The sequence below is a fragment of the Rugamonas fusca genome, from assembly GCF_014042365.1.
Lineage (GTDB): Bacteria > Pseudomonadota > Gammaproteobacteria > Burkholderiales > Burkholderiaceae_D > Rugamonas > Rugamonas fusca.
The window spans coordinates 107,169-124,008 of record NZ_JACEZS010000010.1 but is presented as its reverse complement, the minus strand read 5'-3'; the positions used below and the strand labels follow the sequence as shown (position 1 = coordinate 124,008).

Genomic DNA, 16,840 nt, shown 5'->3' with positions numbered 1-16,840 from the left:
TAGTGACATTGCCGATGTAGCTGGATGCGAACGAGTCAGCCGCCGCGCCTGTCTCCCGCACGAGCGCGGAAGCGACATCGGGGCCGCTGGCCTGGATCCTGGTGGCCGCCGCGTTCTCGGTAAGTTCGGTCGAGAAAGCGCGCTTGCGGGCCGCGCTAGACTTGTCGGATGCCGCTGCGGCTTCCGTCCTGGCCGCGACTGCTGCCCTGATCCTGCCGCGCGATTCCGTGGCGCTGGCCGCGTCTACCTAGGTGGCGCGCATCTGCACAGTGGCCGACTGGACATTGACTACGCGGGCAGCTCTACAGTTTCCTAATAGGTAGCGATGCTGCACATAGAAGAGCATGGTTATCTTCTAATCTACGCGATGATCGGCGGCAGCTTGTCGAACGAGATGTCACGCTTGGCATATCACCTATTTAATACCAACTATTAACCAGCATAAATAATTAACATAAACTCAAATTTTTAGACTTCAAATGTTAATGTACTTTGATTTTTCGCGGACTAATTGAATAAAACTTTCCATAAAGAATCTAATAAGTGACATTAAATGATGAATATTATGTCTTACATCAAGTCATTTAACATTTGATAATTTCCATGCGGCAATGGTACTATCAGTCATCGGAATGCAAGTCAAGAGCTGGCGAGACTCGTTGCCGCTTGCTACATGCCCTCCAATTTGAGGCAGTCCACAGACAGGATGAGGGGAATTTATGCGAAAGAACTTACCCGTAAGCAATTTCGAATACGAAATGGCTGATGGCAAGCCTATTGTGTCGAAAACGGACTTAAAGGGAAAAATTACCTATATCAACCCCTATTTTGTCGAAGTCAGTGGGTTTACCGAAGAGGAATTGATTGGCGCGCCACACAATTTGGTCAGGCATCCAGATATGCCGCCCGAGGCGTTCGCCGATCTGTGGCAAACCCTTAAGGCGGGCTTGCCGTGGACCGGGATGGTCAAGAATCGAAGGAAGAATGGCGACTACTACTGGGTCGTGGCCAATGTCACGCCGGTGATCGAGAACGGCCGTGTCACCGGCTATATGTCGGTTCGTTCCAAGCCGAGCCGGGCACAGATCGCTGAGGCGGATCGCACATATCGGGATATCGTGTCCGGCAATGCTAAGCGGCTCGCCGTTAAGCAAGGCCAGATAGTGCGCACAGGTCTAGCCGGAATGGCACGGGAATGGAGGGAGTTGGCAATACAGACGCGCTTCAACGTCGGCTTGACACTGATTGCCACGCTAATCGCTGCAATGGGCGGCATTGGTTTTTTCTCCCAGTCAGGAATCTCGGCCACTTGGTTCGCAGGATTGGCTACAGCCGGCATCGCCGTTGCACTGGTGCTGGGATTGGCTTTGCGAGCCACAGTCACCGTGCCGTTGCGCCAGGCAACTACGGCTGCCCGCGCCCTAGCAGGGGGCGATTTGACCGGAGCGGTCAATGTCAGCAGTGGCGACGATATGGGCCAACTGCTGCGTGCGTTACAGCAGATCAACGTCAACATGATGGCCATCATTGGGGACGTTCGGGCAAACGTCGATGCCATGGGCGCAGCGACACGCGACATCGCCGAGGGCAATTTGAATCTATCATCACGCACGGAGGCGCAAGCCTCCAGCCTGGAAGAAACCGCCTCCAGCATGGAGGAGTTCTCATCGACTGTACGTCAAAATGCGGAGAATGCCCGTCTTGCCAGCGAACTGGTTGCGACCACTTCCCAGATTGCGACCAAGGGCGGGCTATCCGTAACCGAGGTGCGGACAACTATGGGCGATATCAGTACCTCGGCCAACAAGATCGTCGACATCATCGCCTTAATTGACGGCATCGCTTTCCAGACCAACATCCTGGCACTTAACGCTGCGGTCGAGGCAGCACGTGCTGGAGAACAAGGCCGTGGATTTGCCGTGGTCGCAACGGAGGTACGGAGCCTGGCTCAGCGCTCGGCAGCTGCCGCCAAGGAAATCAAGGACTTGATCCACGATTCAGTCAGCAAAGTTGAGCTGGGTAATCGCCTGGTCAGCAACGCTGGCCAGACCATGTCGGAAATTATTCAATCAGTGCAGCGGGTCGCGGAAATCATTAATGAAATTGCCACAGCCAGTCACGAACAAAGCGACGGCATCGAACAGGTTAACCAGGCTGTGACGGATATGGATGCAGGAACGCAGCAGAATGCGGCCCTTGTTGAACAGGCAGCGGCAGCGGCAGCCAGCCTCGACGAGCAAGCCGTACAGCTATCTCGTGCCGTTTCAGTTTTCCATGTCCAACATCAGAAAGGGACTGCTGCTCGTGCCAAAGTGGTTGCCTTTGCAGGGGGAAAGCGGGCTGCAAGCATTCATGCTTTCAATCCAAAAGCCCTCACTAGCAGTCAGTCGGTGCGGGGCAATAACGGTGAATGGGAGTCGTTCTAGCCTATACACGACAGCGGCTCAGGCAGGGACTCAGATGCCCACGCTATTATCTTATGCACGGGGAAAGGAGCAACGGCGCATTGCTGCTGGCACCCCTGGAGGTGGAGAACATCATTAAACAGCAAACGGGCAACCTGCTGTGTACTTGGCCGCCATCACACCATCGACACTCGTCGCGTTCGCTCACACCATATGGAGCCTCATCGCAACGAAGTAGTCAACAGCCGGGCGCCTTCGTCGCCCGCAGCTGCAGCAACCGCCTGTGGAAGGCGTTGTGGCTGACGATGGCATATCGTCCTATGAGGTACATCCAAATCGATCGACGGGGCGCTGACACTGGCCATGAACGGCGGTGTCCGTGACAACGATCCGTCAACTGGTCGTCCGTGGACGCTATAGGATTCGACATGGCGCACGGGAAGGCGACAACCTCCCCTATTGTAATCAACGGCGTTCGGACGCAAATGCTCAGGCTGAACGGGGGAGCTATGTTGTTCGTCAAGGATTCGTGAGCAATCTTGCCTGATAGAGTATTCCATCGCACATCATTGCGAAGCGCGACCGCGAACAAAGAGATCCAGCCATTGATCGATGGCCCGAACCGGCGACTGGGGGCGGGCGTGGTGTTGGTGGGCGACGCCGTCCTGACCATGCACGAGAAGTCATCACGTTCCTCGAACACGTTAGTGAAGTGATGGCGGGCATCGCCGCAGTGTCGCTGGAACACCGGATGAATTTGACTTGATGGTCGAAAAAGAGCTTACCCACGCGTGCGCCGCGTCATTTTCTGAAACTGGTTTAATTCCCATCCACAAAGGCGGGAAGCGCCGCCGTATCAGGCCGCCGGCATTATGCCAATTGGCAAAACTATGACGTAAAATGGTCATTGCTTGCCGGACTGCAAGCCATTACTATCCGTCCCGGCGACGTGATCAAACGAGACGCCCACGACCCCGTACCCAGCCTGACAGCGCGGGGCCACCGTGGTTGGGGCCAAAACAAAGGATGGCATGGACAGTATCGGATTTCTATTCAGCCGGCATTCGCCGGTCACCGTGTTGGGCGCTTGGCTGGTGGCCGTGTATTGCTGGTGGGGCGTGCTGGCCATGGGCGGCCAGGTGTCGCAGGCCAGAGAGCGCAAGGCCTTGCTGTGGCAGGGCTTGCGTGCCGTGTTCCTGGGCTTTGGCACCTGGGCTTTCCATTTCATCGGTATGCTGGGATGGCAGCCGGGTGTGACGCTGTCGTTCGGCGCCCGCCAGACGCTGTTGTCGCTGCTGGTGTCGATGCTGGCAGCCTGGCCGCTGCTGGGCGCGATGCGCCGTGGCGCCACGGCCGGCGAGGCCTGGCCCGGCGTGCTGGCGTATTGCGCCGGCTTGTCGGTCATGCACTACATGGGCATTTACGCGGCCGACACGGTGCCGGGCATACGCTGGGCGCCGGGCTGGATCGCGTTGTCGACGCTGCTGGCGCTGGTGCTGGCCATTTGTACGCTGGACATGAAACGCTGGATCAACGGGGCGGCCCCGTCCGAACGGCTGGGACGCCGTTCGCTGACGGCGCTGCTGTTGGGCAGCCTGCTGTTCGCCGTCCACTTCACCAGCGTCGCGGGCGCGACTTACAGCGCGGGCACGATCTGCGTGACGCCGGGTTCATTGGGCGGCGAGCAGCTGGCCATCCTGGTGGCGTTCGCCACCACGATCATCTTCAGTTCGACCATGTGGTTCAGCGTCAGCGACGCGCGCCTGGAAACCCAGTTGCAGCAACAGGCGCTGGCGCTGCAGACCCGCTCGGACATTCTGGAGCAGTCGCTGCGCAAGGATGGCGAGACGGACTTGCCCAACCGGCTGGCGCTGGAGCAGGCGCTGCAGCGTGCCGCGGGCCATGAATCGGTGATGCTGACCGTCTTTTGTATCGAGCTGGAAGGCTATCAGGTGATCGCCGATTCCTGGGGCCAGGAGACGGCGACGGCCCTGGCCAGGGAGTTGGCGCAACGTTTGCGCGGCGAACTGGAGGCGGCGCGCATCCTGGCCCGCACCGGCGATGCCCAGTTTATCGCGGTGATGACGGGGGACATGCCGACCACCACGCTGGCGCAGACGGCATCGCGCATCGTCGCGGCGCTGCGCCGCCCTTTTGGCAACGAAGGCCTGGCAGTGTCGCTCGGCTGCCGCATCGGCGTGAGCACCGGTTCGCCGGCCGGGGGGGCAGTATGCGCTGCTGGCGCAGGCGCGCAGCGCCGCCGCGTTCGCGATGCGGGCCGGCCAGCCGTGGAGCGTCTACAAGGAGCACATGCAAAATGACGTGCGGGCGGAGCTGGAACTGCAGGGCGAGTTGCGGCTAGCGCTGGAACGCCGGCAATTCACGCTGGCCTACCAGCCCAAGGTCGATGCGCACAGCGGCGCCATCGTGGCGCTGGAGGCCTTGCTACGCTGGCAGCACCCGCGCCTTGGCTGGGTCAGCCCGGCGCGGTTCATCCCGGTGGCCGAGCACTATGGCCTGATGGGCGAGATCGGCAACTGGGTGTTGCAGGAGGCCATAGCGCAGTTGGCGCGGTGGCGCGCCATGGGGCTGGCGTTGCGCATGTCGATCAACGTATCGCCGCAGCAGCTTGAATCGGACGACCTGGTGTCGCGGGTGTACACGCTGTTGAACGCCCACCAGCTGGAAGCGCGCCAGGTCTGCCTGGAGGTGACGGAGTCGACGGCCATGCTGCGTCCCAGCCACACCCGTGCCCTGCTGGGACAGTTGCGCGCGCTGGGGGTGGAGCTGTCGATCGACGACTTCGGGACCGGGCACTCGGGCCTGAGCTACCTGTACCGGCTGCCGGTGACGGAGCTGAAGATAGACCGCAGCTTCGTTATCGCGCTCGACGAGGGCAGCCTGCCGGTGATCGAGGCCACCGTCAAGATGGCCAAGGCCTATGGCTTGCGGGTGGTGGCCGAAGGCGTGGAATTGCCGCAGCAGCAGCAGGCGCTGCTGGCCTGCGGCTGCGACGAGTTCCAGGGCTATCTGTTCGGCCGTCCCGTGCCTGCCGCGGAAATAGAAACCATCTTGCTGGCCGCGCAAGCGGCCGCCTGATTCGACCAATCTTTGCTTGCCTGTTCATGATGATCGCTTTGAATCGCTTGCGCGTCGCGGCGCTGCCGCACTGGCGTTGCCTGGTGTCGGGCACCGCCCTGGCGCTGTTGATGCTCGCGCTTAACTCCCTGCCTGCGGAATTCTTGCGCGGCGAGAATGTGCCGATGATGGCTGAAGTGCACCTGATCCTGGAACTGGTGGCCATCACGGTCAGCGTGCTGGTGGTGATCATGGCCTGGCAGTCGCTCGATGGCCGCCAGAGCCACTTGTCCAATTTGCTGATCTTTGGCTTTACGGCCGTGGCCGGGATCGACCTCGTGCATGCGCTGTCGTACGAGGGCATGCCGACCCTGATCGGGCAGAACAGCACCACCCAGGCCATTTTCTTCTGGCTGAGCGGGCGGATGGTTGAACTGGGCACCATCTTTCTGGTGCTGCTGGGCGTCACCTTGCCCGGTAGCGCCTTGCTGTGGCAGGTGCTGGGCCTGGTCGCCATCTGCGTGCTGACCATCGTCGGCAGTACTTACCTGCATCTGCTGCCCGCACTGTTCGTGCCGGGAACCGGGGTCACGCCGCTGAAGGCGGAACTGGAATACGCGCTTTGCCTGGGCAACCTGGTGGCCGCCTTGGTGTTGTTCAGCAAGCGTGGCACGCAGGAAGGGCACGCGTTCCGGCAGCTGGCGATAGCCAGCTTCATCACGGCAATCGGCGAACTCGCGTTCGTCGATTACAAGCAGACTTCGGACCTGATCAATATTGTGGGCCATTTCTACAAGATCCTCGCGTATAGCTTCATCTTCCGTGGCATGTTCCTGAGCCGGCTGCGCAAGCCTTACCAGGACCTGGCCCTTGCCCAGCGCGAGCTGCTGCAGCGCGACGCCGAGCTGCAGGCACTGGTGAACAACGTTCCCGGCGGTATCGCGAAGCTCAACCTGTCGCTCGAGCTGCAATATGTCAACCCGGTGCTGGAGCGCGGCCTCGGTGTCCAGGCGAGCGAACTGATAGGACGGCACGCGTCCGAGTGCGTACCCTACGAAGTGTACAGTGCGTTCAAGCCCTACCTGACCCGAGCGCTGCATGGGGAGACGGTGACGTTCACCTACCGACAACTGCTGCAGGACAAGAGCAGCGCCCACCGCCTGGCCACGGTGATCCCGGAGTTCGGCGACGGCGATGGCGGCATCAGCGCCCTGTACCTGATCTTGACGGACACGTCCGAACTTGAGGCGGCACACCAGAAGCTGCTCGATTCGATGAGGGAGGTGGGCGAATTGAAGGCCGCACTCGATGCCCACGCGATCGTGGCCTTCACCGACACCCGGGGCGTGATCACGCGTGTCAACGATAAATTCTGCGCAATCTCCAAGTACAGTCGCGAGGAACTGATAGGCAAAACGCACCGGCTGATCAATTCGCGACACCATTCCAAGGGCTTTTTCCGCGACATGTGGGAAACCATCTCCAGCGGGAACGTGTGGAACGGGGAGGTCTGCAACCGCGCCAAGGATGGCAGCCTGTACTGGGTGCACACAACCATCGTGCCCTTCCTAGGCGAGGATGGCTTGCCCACACAATACGTTGCGATCAGGGCCGACATCACCAGCCGCAAACTGGCCGAGCAGGAGGCACGGCGCATGGCCATGCACGATGCGCTGACCGGCTTGCCGAACCGGCGCCTGATGATGGACCGCCTGCAGCAATTGCTGGCCAAGGTGGTACGCGACGGGCAGCATGGTGGAGTGCTGTTGCTGGACATGGACCGTTTTAAAGCGATCAACGACACGCTCGGGCATGCTGCGGGCGACGAGTTGCTGTGCGAGGTAGGGCGCCGTTTGACCCAGAACCTGCGGGCCTACGACACGGTGGCCCGGCTAGGCGGCGATGAATTTGTCGTGCTGCTCCATGATTTGGGCTCGGAACCGCACCAGGCTCGCGAGCTGACTGAACTGATCGGGGAAAAGTTGCGCTTTGCCCTGGCCCAGCCCTACACGTTGGAGGGCACGCCGACGCACAGTTCGCCCAGCATAGGCGCGACCATCTTCAACAGCGCCGATTACTCGGGCGACGAGTTGATCAAGCGCGCTGACATGGCCCTATACAAGGCCAAGCAGGCGGGCCGCAATTGCCTGTGCCTGGTCGATTGAGCGGGCTGGCGCGGCGACCACGCCAGGGCATGTCGGGCTCTAGGCGCCCAATCCCAACGGCAGCGAGCACTACGGCGCGCCGTCCTACTTCCGGCTGGTCGCTCGCCGCCGCCATGCCGGCTATCCCACACCAACCGGCGCCTTCGCCCATCTGATGATGAACCGGAAGCCAAGGGATGTGATGGCGTTCCTGCCCCGCGTTAAACCTGGAAAGCGCGTTAACACCGCCATTTCTGTTTGGAGCGGTATCGTTGATCATGACCTTGACCGCTTCGCGCTCAGCATAGCCGTCGGCCTTCGTCACCATGGCGCTGGCAATCAGGCCGTGGCGGTTATCGCTGAGGTATGGCCGATATAGCGCAACTCACTGCCGGTGTTATTACCCTTGCGGTACAAGCGGGAGTCCGGATCGGCTATGGACTGGTGGGTGTCATTGCTGCGCTTGCTGCTTTTGAAGTCGCCGCCGTCGCCGTTGTCGGTTCTTGGTGAAGACCGTCGGCATCCATACGGCATCGTCCATAGACAACCCGATAAACCAGCGGAACAGCAGGTTGTACTGGACCTGCTCGATCAACTGGCGTTCCGAGCGAACGCTACAGCACTTGCAGCAGCATGGCGCACAACAGCTTTTCAGGCGCGATACTGGGACGACCACCTTCCATGTCGGCTTCGTCCATTTCGGTGAACAGGCCATTCATCTTCGCCAGCGCGGCATTGGCCATCTACCGGATAGCACGCAGCGGATGGTTCGCCGGGATGAAGCCCTCCAGCTTGCGCACGGAGAACAGGCTTTCGGTGAAGGTATCCTGACCGCGCATCAGTTTTCCATAGCGGTAGGGGGATATCAGGATAACATTGGATGAACTGCCTCGGCTGGCCTCCCGAGACAATATTTCAGCAGCCTGCTAGCCGACATTCAGCGCCTTATGGGAAGTTCATTCGCTTTAGCTTCAAAAATCCAGGAACCATTACACGACAGGTGCGATGCGCTGCATCAAACGATCGAGATCGAGCAGGCACACGCTGTTGGTGTCGCCATCAGGCAGCGGCATCTCCAGCACCTCGTGCGACTCGGCCTGCAGGCAGCTGGACTCGCCCGGCTTCTTCATCAGTGAGGGCATCTCATAGCGCTTGCTGTCCTCGATAGCGACGATGTCGCACACGGCGTCGACCAGCAGGCCATAGCGATCCTCGCCGCGTTCGATCACCAGCACCTTGGCGTTGGTCATGTCGGTCGCCTCCATGTGATACAAGCGGCGCAAGTCAACCAGGCTGATGAGCTGCTGGCGCTGATTCATCAACCCGCACAGGTAATCCGGCATGCCGGGCGGGTGGCTGATGTCGCCGCCGTAATCGATGATCTCGCGCACCTGCTTGAGTTCCAGCGCCAGCAGATCGCCGACCCGGAAGGTCAGGTAGACATGGCGCTGGACGCGCTTGCCCGACGCCTTGTCGGAGGCTGGCGCCTCGTCGTCCGGGTACAGGTTGCGGTGGCCCTGGGCCATCGCCGCGATCTCTCCATTGGTGAAGATGTTGGCGTGATCGAGCAGGATCACGTCCGGCTGCCCTTCGCGGCTGACGCAGCCGGCGAACATGGCGCTGCGCGTTTTACTGAGCAAGGGGATAGCCAGCACTTCATCCGTGGTGAAGTGCACGATGCTGTCCACGCCGTCCACCAGGAAGCCGACTGTGGCGTCGCCGATGTGGGCCACCAGCACGCGCTGTTCGTCGCTGGCAGCTGCCGCCGTGCCGCCGGCCAGCATGGCGAAGTCCACCACCGGCACCTGGTGGCTGCGGAAATGCATGCGCCCCAGGCAAAGCTTGCTGTTCAGGACCGAGCCGACCAACTCCGGCACCCGAATAATTTCCTGGATCGCCAGCATGTCGAGCGCGAAGCGGGCACCGGCGGCTCGGAAGCTGATTGCATGGCGACGCGCGCCCACCACCCGCAGCTGACGGCGGGTCTCGGCGCCTGCAGCGCGCAGCGCGTGCACCTGCGGCACGTTCTCGATGTGGATCAGACGTTCGATGTCGAGCACCTGCAACAGGCGGCGCCCATCCTCCAGCTGGATGGTGCCGGCCACTACCCCTTGTGCCGAACCGTCCGCGTAACGCAAGCGGCAGCGTTGTTCCGGCCGCACGCGCAGGATCTCGCCGGTGGCGTGCACCAGCAGGCCGACCTGCACCTCCTGATAATCGATGATGGCCACCTTGTGCGTCGGCTCGGGGGCAGCGGCCTGCGGGTCGAACAGGCGCGCCAGGTTGACCACCGGGATCACGCTGCCGCGCAGGGTAAACATGCCTTCCAGATAAGAAGGTGCCAACGGCACCGCGGTGATGCGTTCCGGGAAATTGACCACCTCGCGGATACACAGGGCCGGCAGTGCAAATTCATCGCCGCCCAGCAGGAAGGAGCCGAACAGCTCCACCGCCGGAGCAGCGGCAGCCACCGGTGGCGCCGGTGGTACCACGTGTAGGGCGTCCATGCTTACACCACGAAGCCGGCCACCAGTTTGTTCAAATCGCCGGCCCGGGTATTCAGGCTGGCGGTCGAGGAGGCGATGCTGTCGCAGCTGCCGGCCGACTGCTCGGCCGCTTCGGCGATGTGGTTGATGGCCACGCTGACCTCGCGCGCCGACATCAGCTGCTCCTTGGCCTCGTGCGAGATCTCGGCGATCGCTTCGCTAGTCTTGCCGACGCCCTTGACGATGCGGTCGAAAGCTTCGCTGGCCTGGTGCGAGATGGCGGTGCCGGTGTTGACGCGCTTGACCGACTCGCTGATCAGCTTGGAGATTTCCTTGGTTGCCTGCGAGGAGCGTTCGGCCAACTTGCGCACCTCGTCGGCCACCACCGAGAAGCCCAGCCCGTGCTCGCCGGCGCGCGCGGCTTCGATGGCGGCGTTGAAGGCCAGCATATTAGTCTGGTTGGCGATGTCGGAGATCACCTTGACGATTTCGCCAATATCTTCCGAGGAGCGGTTGATCAGGTCCATGGCCTCGATCGAGCGCGCCACTGCCTGTGCGCCGGCGGCCGCTTCGTCCTGAGTGGCTTTGGCCAGATCATTGGCGTTGGAGGTGCTGCCTGCGATGGCATCGATGGAACGGGTCAGGCCGTCGATGGTGGCGTTCATTTCCTCCACCGTGGCGCCCAGCTCCTGCGAACCACCGGCCACCACGCCGGCACGGCTGGCGATAGCTTCGGCATCGTCGGCAAAGGCAGTGGCCGACATCACCACCTGCCCGATGACGCCGCGTAAGTCGCCCATCATCTTGGCAATGCTGCCGCCCAGCTGATCGAGCGGCTCCTCGCCGTCCACCTTGACTTCGGCGGTCAGGTCGCCCTTGGAGGCGCGCGCCACAGCATCGAGCAACTGGCTGATCTTGGCGGCGTCAGAGGCGGCCTTCTCCTTGATACCCTGCTCCATCAGCACCTGTTCGGTGATGTCGGTGGCGAACTTGACGATCTTGAAAGGTTTGCCGTTCAGGTCGAAGATCGGGTTGTAGGTGGCCTGGATCCAGATCACCTTGCCGCCATTGCCGATCCGCTTATAGCGCCCGCTGTCGAATTCGCCGCGGTTCAGCTTTTGCCAGAAGCGCTTGTAATCGACGCTGTTGGCAAATTCAGGATCGCAGAATATGCGGTGGTGCTCGCCGCGAATATCGTCCAGCGAGTAACCCATGGTCAACAGGAAGTTGTCATTGGCGGTGAGCACATGGCCGCCCATGTCGAACTCGATCACGGCCTGCGCCTTGTCGATGGCGCTAACCTTGCCCTCATACTCGGCGTTGCGCAGGCGGCTGGCAGTAATGTCGGTGGCGAATTTGATCACTTTATAGGGCTTGCCTTCGGCATCGAACACCGGGTTGTAGGAGGCGCTGATCCAGATTTCCTTACCGCCCTTGTCAATGCGTTTGTACTCGCCCTGCTCGAACTGGCCGGTGCGCAGGCGGTCCCAGAACTGGCGGTACTCGGCGCTGGTGGCAAACTCCGGCGCGCAGAACATCGAATGGTGACGACCCTGGATTTCCTCAAGTTGGTAGCCCATCGCGCTCAGGAGGTTCTCATTGGCGTGCAGGATGGTACCGTCCAGCTGGAATTCAATCACGGCCTGCACGCGGTTGAGTGCCGCGTTGATCGCTAGTAGTTCTACTTCTTGCAGTTGGCTTTGCGAGACGGTTTCAGTACGCATTTCGACACTCCAAATTGGCGCTGAGAGATAGGTCTCTCGAACTTAAATTGTTTCCATGTGGAAATTTAGTCTAGCTGATTCCTGCGTCCTCACAATTCTCATAGATGAAGTTTGATTGAAGGTTGTTCGTCCTTTCTGTGAATTTGCATCTGAATCCGCCGCCCCAATAAGTCAGCGCACGCGACTAGCAGGCTGCTGAAATACCTCTGCCGCATACCCAATTCCGGCCTCAAAAGGGGAACTTTACCCCTTAGCCATGTCGAAAAAATCGCTTGTAGCTCGTTTTACGGGGGGGGGGCGGCAATCCGGCGTGAGAGGTCATCAACCAGTATTTCAGCAGCCTGCTAGCGGCCCGCCGAGGCTTGTAGCTGGGCCGGGAGGTCAGCCATTACCCGGACTTCCTCCATCCTGAACGGAATGACTGCGCAGTGCAGGACAAGAAGCGTCGCTATTACGCCAACAATGACGGCAGCCGCATCAGGAGCGCCGACGGGGACTGTGGATTTTCGCCCGCGGCCATCGTCTCATGCTGCAGCGCATGGACAAATAGATCGTCATCGTCAACACCTACCTCTAGAAAACAAAAAGCCCGCTAGTTAGCGGGCCATCTGCTTGAAACTAACCGATCAACTATCTCATTCAGTATCATCGGTTTTGAGGGGCTGTTTGGGGGGTAGGCCAAACAACTTCATTTTCTTCCCTCTTGTTATGGCGGAAGCGGTGAGATTCGAACTCACGAACGGGTCTCCCCGTCGGCAGTTTTCAAGACTGCTGCCTTCAACCGCTCGGCCACGCTTCCTGAGTGGCAGCATTATACAGAATCAGCGCTACCTTGCCAGCTAATCCCGCCCATCGACCGCCTCAGGCCGCCTCAGGCCGCCTTATCCGCCTGCGCCGGCCGCCAGTTATCACGCAGCGCCTGCTCGAACTGCGCCGCCGGCAAGGGCTGCGAGAACAGATACCCCTGCACCTCGTCGCAACCCGACGATTTGAGGAAAGCCAGCTGCTCCACCGTTTCCACGCCCTCGGCGATCACCTTGTGCTTGAGCTGCTGGGCGATGCTGATGATGGTGCTGGCGATCGCGCAATCATTCGCATCGGCGGGAATGCCCGTGGTGAACGAACGATCGATCTTGAGCGTATCGATGGGGAAGCGCTTCAGGTAGGACAAACTCGAATACCCGGTCCCGAAATCATCGAGCGACAAGGTCACACCCAGCGCCGTAATCCGGTCCATGATGCCGATCACACGGTCAATGTTGTGCATCAGCGTGCTTTCCGTGATCTCCAGCTCCAGCCACGATGGCTCCAGCCCATAGCGCTTGAGCGTCTCCGTCACCCGCCCCGGCAGGGCCGAGGTGAATTCGCGCGCCGACACATTGACGGCCAGCCGGATCGGCGGCAAGCCCGCCTCTTTCCACTTCTGCGCCTGCGCGCACGCCGCTTCCAGCACCCATTCGCCGACTTGCACCACCAGCCCCGTGGCCTCGGCCAGCGGGATGAATTCGGCCGGCGGCACCAGCCCCCGTTCCGGATGGTGCCAGCGCACCAGCGCTTCGGCGCCGATGATCTTGCCCGTGCTGATCGAGAACTTGGGCTGGTAATGGAGCAGCAATTGCCCATTGCCCAGCGCATGCCGCAGCCCCGTTTCGATGCGCATGCGCTCCTGCATGCCCTGGTTCATGTCCTGGCTGTAGAACGCCACGTGGTCGCCATCGGCGTCGCCCTGCTGCTTGGCGCGGTACATGGCGATGTCGGCCAGCCGCAGCAGGGTTTCCGCGTCGGCGCCGTCCTGCGGATAGACACTGATGCCGATGCTGCCGCCGACCCGCAAGTCATGGCCGTCGATCAGGAACGGCGCACTGAGCGCCGTCAGCAGCTTGTGCGCCACCATGCTCGCTTCGTAGTGCTGGCTGATGTCGAACAGGCCGACGGCGAATTCGTCGCCGCCGAGCCGCGCCACCAGATCCTGGTCGCGCAGCACGCCGCGGAACCGGCGCGCCGCTTCGCGCAACAACTCGTCGCCGGCGTGCCGGCCCAGGGTGTCGTTGATCAGCTTGAATCGGTTGAGGTCGATGAACAGGACGCAACCCTGCAGCTTGCTGCGCTGGGCCACCGTCAGCGCCTGGTCCACCAGCTTGGTGAGCAGGCTGCGGTTGGGCAGGCCCGTGAGCGCGTCGTAATAGGCCAGGTGGTGGATGCGTTCCTCGGCCAGCTTGCGCTCGGTGATGTCGGTCAGGTAGGCGATCAGGCCGATCGAGCGGTCGTTGATGTCGCACAGCGGCGACAGGGACAGGCTGGCCCAGAACACTTCGCCGTTCTTCTTCTTGCGCCGCACTTCCATCAGGCGCCCGCCCTGCTCCAGGAAAGCGTCGCGGAAGCCGGTGTCTTCGTCGTCGTACAGGAACAGGATGTTGCGGCCCACGGCTTCCACGGCGCTGTAGCCGAACAGCCGCTCGGCACCCTTGTTCCAGCTGGTGATGAAACCGTTCAAGTCCATCGTCAGCACGGATTCGTGCATCTGGTCCAGAATCTGCGACTGGTGTTGCAACTGGGCTTCCACCTGCACGTAGGCATGGGTCGAGCGCTGCGCCAGCGAATGCACTTGCAGCACGCTGCCAGCCAGGCTGGCCAGGCTGGCCAGGTGCTGTTCATCGAGCGCGCTGTAGCCGTCGCGCCCGCTCACCACAAAGCGGCCGAACAACTGGTGTTCGAAGCGTACTTCCTGCACCAGCCCGCTGACCGGGGCGCCGCCCTCGCCGGCCTGCTCGTCGGCCGGCAGGTAGTAGCCCGCTGGGCTGTTGAGCACTTCGCGTGCGATGCGTCCCAGCTCCTCTGCCAATGCCTGGCCCCGCAAACGCAATACCGCGTCGCAGAGGGCGGCGCTGTGGTGCAGGAAGTTGGAGACGGGATGGGCCAGCATGGCTATAAGTTCCTGCTCACCTGGATCGCCCAGTGATAGGCCTGTAACTGGCCTTGCCAATAGGTTTCGTGATCGATGCCGGCCGCGTCCAGCGCGGCGGGCTCGGCCTGTTCGGCCAGGGTCAGCAGTTCACCGAGCGGGCCGGTGCGCTCGAGCAGCGCGCGCACCACGTCCAGGTCCAGGTTCAGGGCGCTGACGATGTCGGCCATGGGCATGCCCAGCAGTACGTCGAGCAGCGAGAACACGCCGGCCACGAAGGCCATGTCCTGCTGGTCGCGGTCGCCGCCTCGGGCCTTGCTCAGCGTTTCCATTTGCGAGGCGCGCACGGCCGCCAGCGGCAGCAAGGGGTTGACGCCGCCTTCGTCCTGCTGGCGCGCGTACAGCAACAGTTGCAGCCAGCGCTGCAGCTGGCGCCGGCCCAGCACGTTGATGGCCTGGCCGAAACTATGGATCGGGGTGCTGAGCGCGAAGGCGGCCGAATTCACCAGCTTGAGCAGGTGGTAGGACAGGGCCGGGTCTTGCTTGAGCAGTTGCTCCAGTTCGCGCGAATCGGCGTCGCGCGCCAGCATGCCCAGCAGCGCCAGCAGGCGCTTGCGCGAGGTGCCGTCGCCACTGGCGGAGTCCTCGGCCGGGTGGCGCGCGAAGTCGCCCATGAACCAGCTGAATCCGGCCGCGCGGCATTCGGCCTGGCGTTGTTGACTGTCGACGTGGCTGGCCAGGTGCGGCCCCGGCTGCGCCACCAGCGACAAGGCGGGCGGCAGTTCGGCCGCGCAGTTGAACTGCAGCGCGCGCGCACCGGCCTTGGTGGCGGCCGGGCCGGCCACGCCATCGACCATGATGCGGTAGCCGGCTTCGGCCAGCGCGCCACACTTCTTTTGCATGGCTTCATCGAGCAAGGCCACGGCCGGCACGCGCAGGATCACGCGGTGCGCAGGCAAGGACGCCAGATGGTTCGCTTCCAGCACGCGCGGATCGGGCAGCGGCAGGATGCAGTCGAGCGGCGCCAGCGCGCTCAGCGCGTCGGGATAGTTGAGCAGGGTCAGCGCGGCCTGCAGCACATTGTCCGTGCCGGCCGACCATTCGAAGGCCAGTGCCACCCACTCGTTATGAGCATTGGACACGGCATGCAGGCGCACGAGCGGAAACAGACTGGGTTGAGGCACGGACATCGGAATCTCGGTTGGGTCGTGCGCGTTATCTTAGTCCAAGTATTGTTGGAGAGCAATCAATTGCTGGGCAACCTATCCAACAAAACCGTGGCCTGACCAAGCGTTACGCGCACAACGTTTTATTTTTTGCAAGTAACAATTTTCCCTGGTGGGAACGGGAATATAGCAGATATTGGCGCGCCCGCCGGACACAGTTGAACAATGCGCAATGGGTTTAGTAGCGGCCTTCAACTTTTTCACCACAGACCAGTTCGCCGCACCGGCCGGCACTAGCCCCCGCGTCCGAACTGGGCATGCTGGACGGCGAACCGGATCAACTCGGCCTGCCCTTCGATGCCCAGTTTGCGCTTGATGTTGAGGCGGTGGGTTTCCACCGTGCGCACGCTCAAGTCCAGCGCGCGGGCGATCTGCTTGTTCGATTCGCCGTTGGCGATGTGGCGCAGCACTTCATGCTCGCGCACCGTCAGCTGGTCATCCTGGGCTGGCCCCTTGGCCAGCTGGCGCGCCAGGCCGGCGCTGTAGTAGATGCCGCCCGACATGACCGTCTCGATGGCCACCACGATATCCTTGCCCGGCGCATCCTTGAGCACGTAGCCGCGGGCGCCGGCCTGCATGGCCTGGGTCACGTATTCAAGCTTGTCGTGCATGGACAGCACCAGCACGGCGATGGCCGGATAAGCTTGCCGGAACTGGGCCGTGGCCTCGATGCCATTGCTGCCGCGCATGTTGATGTCCATCAGCACCAGGTCGGGATGGTACAGCCCGGCCTGCTCCAGCGCCTCGGCCGCCCCGCCCGCCTCGGCCACCACCTGGAACTGGGGCATGGCCTCGAGCCGGGCCCGCAAGCCATCGCGCACCAGCGGATGGTCGTCGACTAACAGAATTTTGATGACATCGTTCATGCGATTGAT

The 16,840-nt window shown here is 61.7% G+C and carries 9 protein-coding genes, 1 tRNA gene and 1 pseudogene; 4 read left to right on the top strand and 7 right to left on the bottom strand.

The window, feature by feature from the left end; genetic code table 11:
- Positions 1-719 precede the first annotated feature (719 nt).
- The 4 genes from H3H36_RS13295 (at position 720) to H3H36_RS13280 (ending at position 7,648) form a co-directional block, all read left to right on the top strand.
- Complete coding sequence (locus tag H3H36_RS13295; RefSeq protein ID WP_182218288.1) at positions 720-2,426, top strand: methyl-accepting chemotaxis protein; 1,707 nt, start codon at positions 720-722, stop codon at positions 2,424-2,426.
- Between the two features lie 1,055 nt (positions 2,427-3,481).
- Positions 3,482-4,726 carry a diguanylate cyclase domain-containing protein gene (locus tag H3H36_RS13290; protein ID WP_182218287.1) on the top strand — a complete coding sequence of 415 codons (1,245 nt, stop codon included), beginning with the start codon at positions 3,482-3,484 and terminating at the stop codon, positions 4,724-4,726.
- Positions 4,716-5,504, top strand: a complete 789-nt coding sequence (locus tag H3H36_RS13285) for a putative bifunctional diguanylate cyclase/phosphodiesterase (RefSeq protein ID WP_182218285.1) — start codon at positions 4,716-4,718, stop codon at positions 5,502-5,504. Before H3H36_RS13290 ends, H3H36_RS13285 begins: the two co-directional genes overlap by 11 nt.
- Before the next feature lie 26 nt (positions 5,505-5,530).
- Positions 5,531-7,648, top strand: coding sequence for an MASE3 domain-containing protein (locus H3H36_RS13280; RefSeq protein ID WP_182218283.1), 2,118 nt, complete (start codon positions 5,531-5,533; stop codon positions 7,646-7,648).
- A 247-nt stretch (positions 7,649-7,895) separates the two neighbouring features.
- Here H3H36_RS13280 and H3H36_RS13275 read toward each other — a convergent pair.
- From H3H36_RS13275 to H3H36_RS13245, 7 genes and pseudogenes are all read right to left on the bottom strand, one after another.
- A pseudogene (locus H3H36_RS13275) lies at positions 7,896-8,466 on the bottom strand (transposase); the annotation flags it as partial.
- Between the two features lie 150 nt (positions 8,467-8,616).
- The gene (locus H3H36_RS13270; protein WP_182218281.1) at positions 8,617-10,134 is read right to left on the bottom strand and encodes a chemotaxis protein CheW; all 1,518 of its coding nucleotides are present in this window, start codon (positions 10,132-10,134) and stop codon (positions 8,617-8,619) included.
- Positions 10,135-10,136: 2 nt separating this feature from the next.
- Entirely contained in the window at positions 10,137-11,837 is a 1,701-nt protein-coding gene (locus H3H36_RS13265; RefSeq protein ID WP_182218279.1) for a methyl-accepting chemotaxis protein, read from the bottom strand.
- Between the two features lie 709 nt (positions 11,838-12,546).
- Positions 12,547-12,636 (bottom strand) — tRNA-Ser (locus H3H36_RS13260).
- Positions 12,637-12,708: 72 nt separating this feature from the next.
- Positions 12,709-14,760, bottom strand: a complete 2,052-nt coding sequence (locus H3H36_RS13255) for a putative bifunctional diguanylate cyclase/phosphodiesterase (RefSeq protein WP_182218277.1) — start codon at positions 14,758-14,760, stop codon at positions 12,709-12,711.
- Between the two features lie 2 nt (positions 14,761-14,762).
- Positions 14,763-15,929 carry an EAL and HDOD domain-containing protein gene (locus H3H36_RS13250; RefSeq protein ID WP_182218276.1) on the bottom strand — a complete coding sequence of 389 codons (1,167 nt, stop codon included), beginning with the start codon at positions 15,927-15,929 and terminating at the stop codon, positions 14,763-14,765.
- Between the two features lie 269 nt (positions 15,930-16,198).
- Entirely contained in the window at positions 16,199-16,831 is a 633-nt protein-coding gene (locus H3H36_RS13245; protein WP_182218275.1) for a response regulator, read from the bottom strand.
- Between the last annotated feature and the right edge of the window lie 9 nt (positions 16,832-16,840).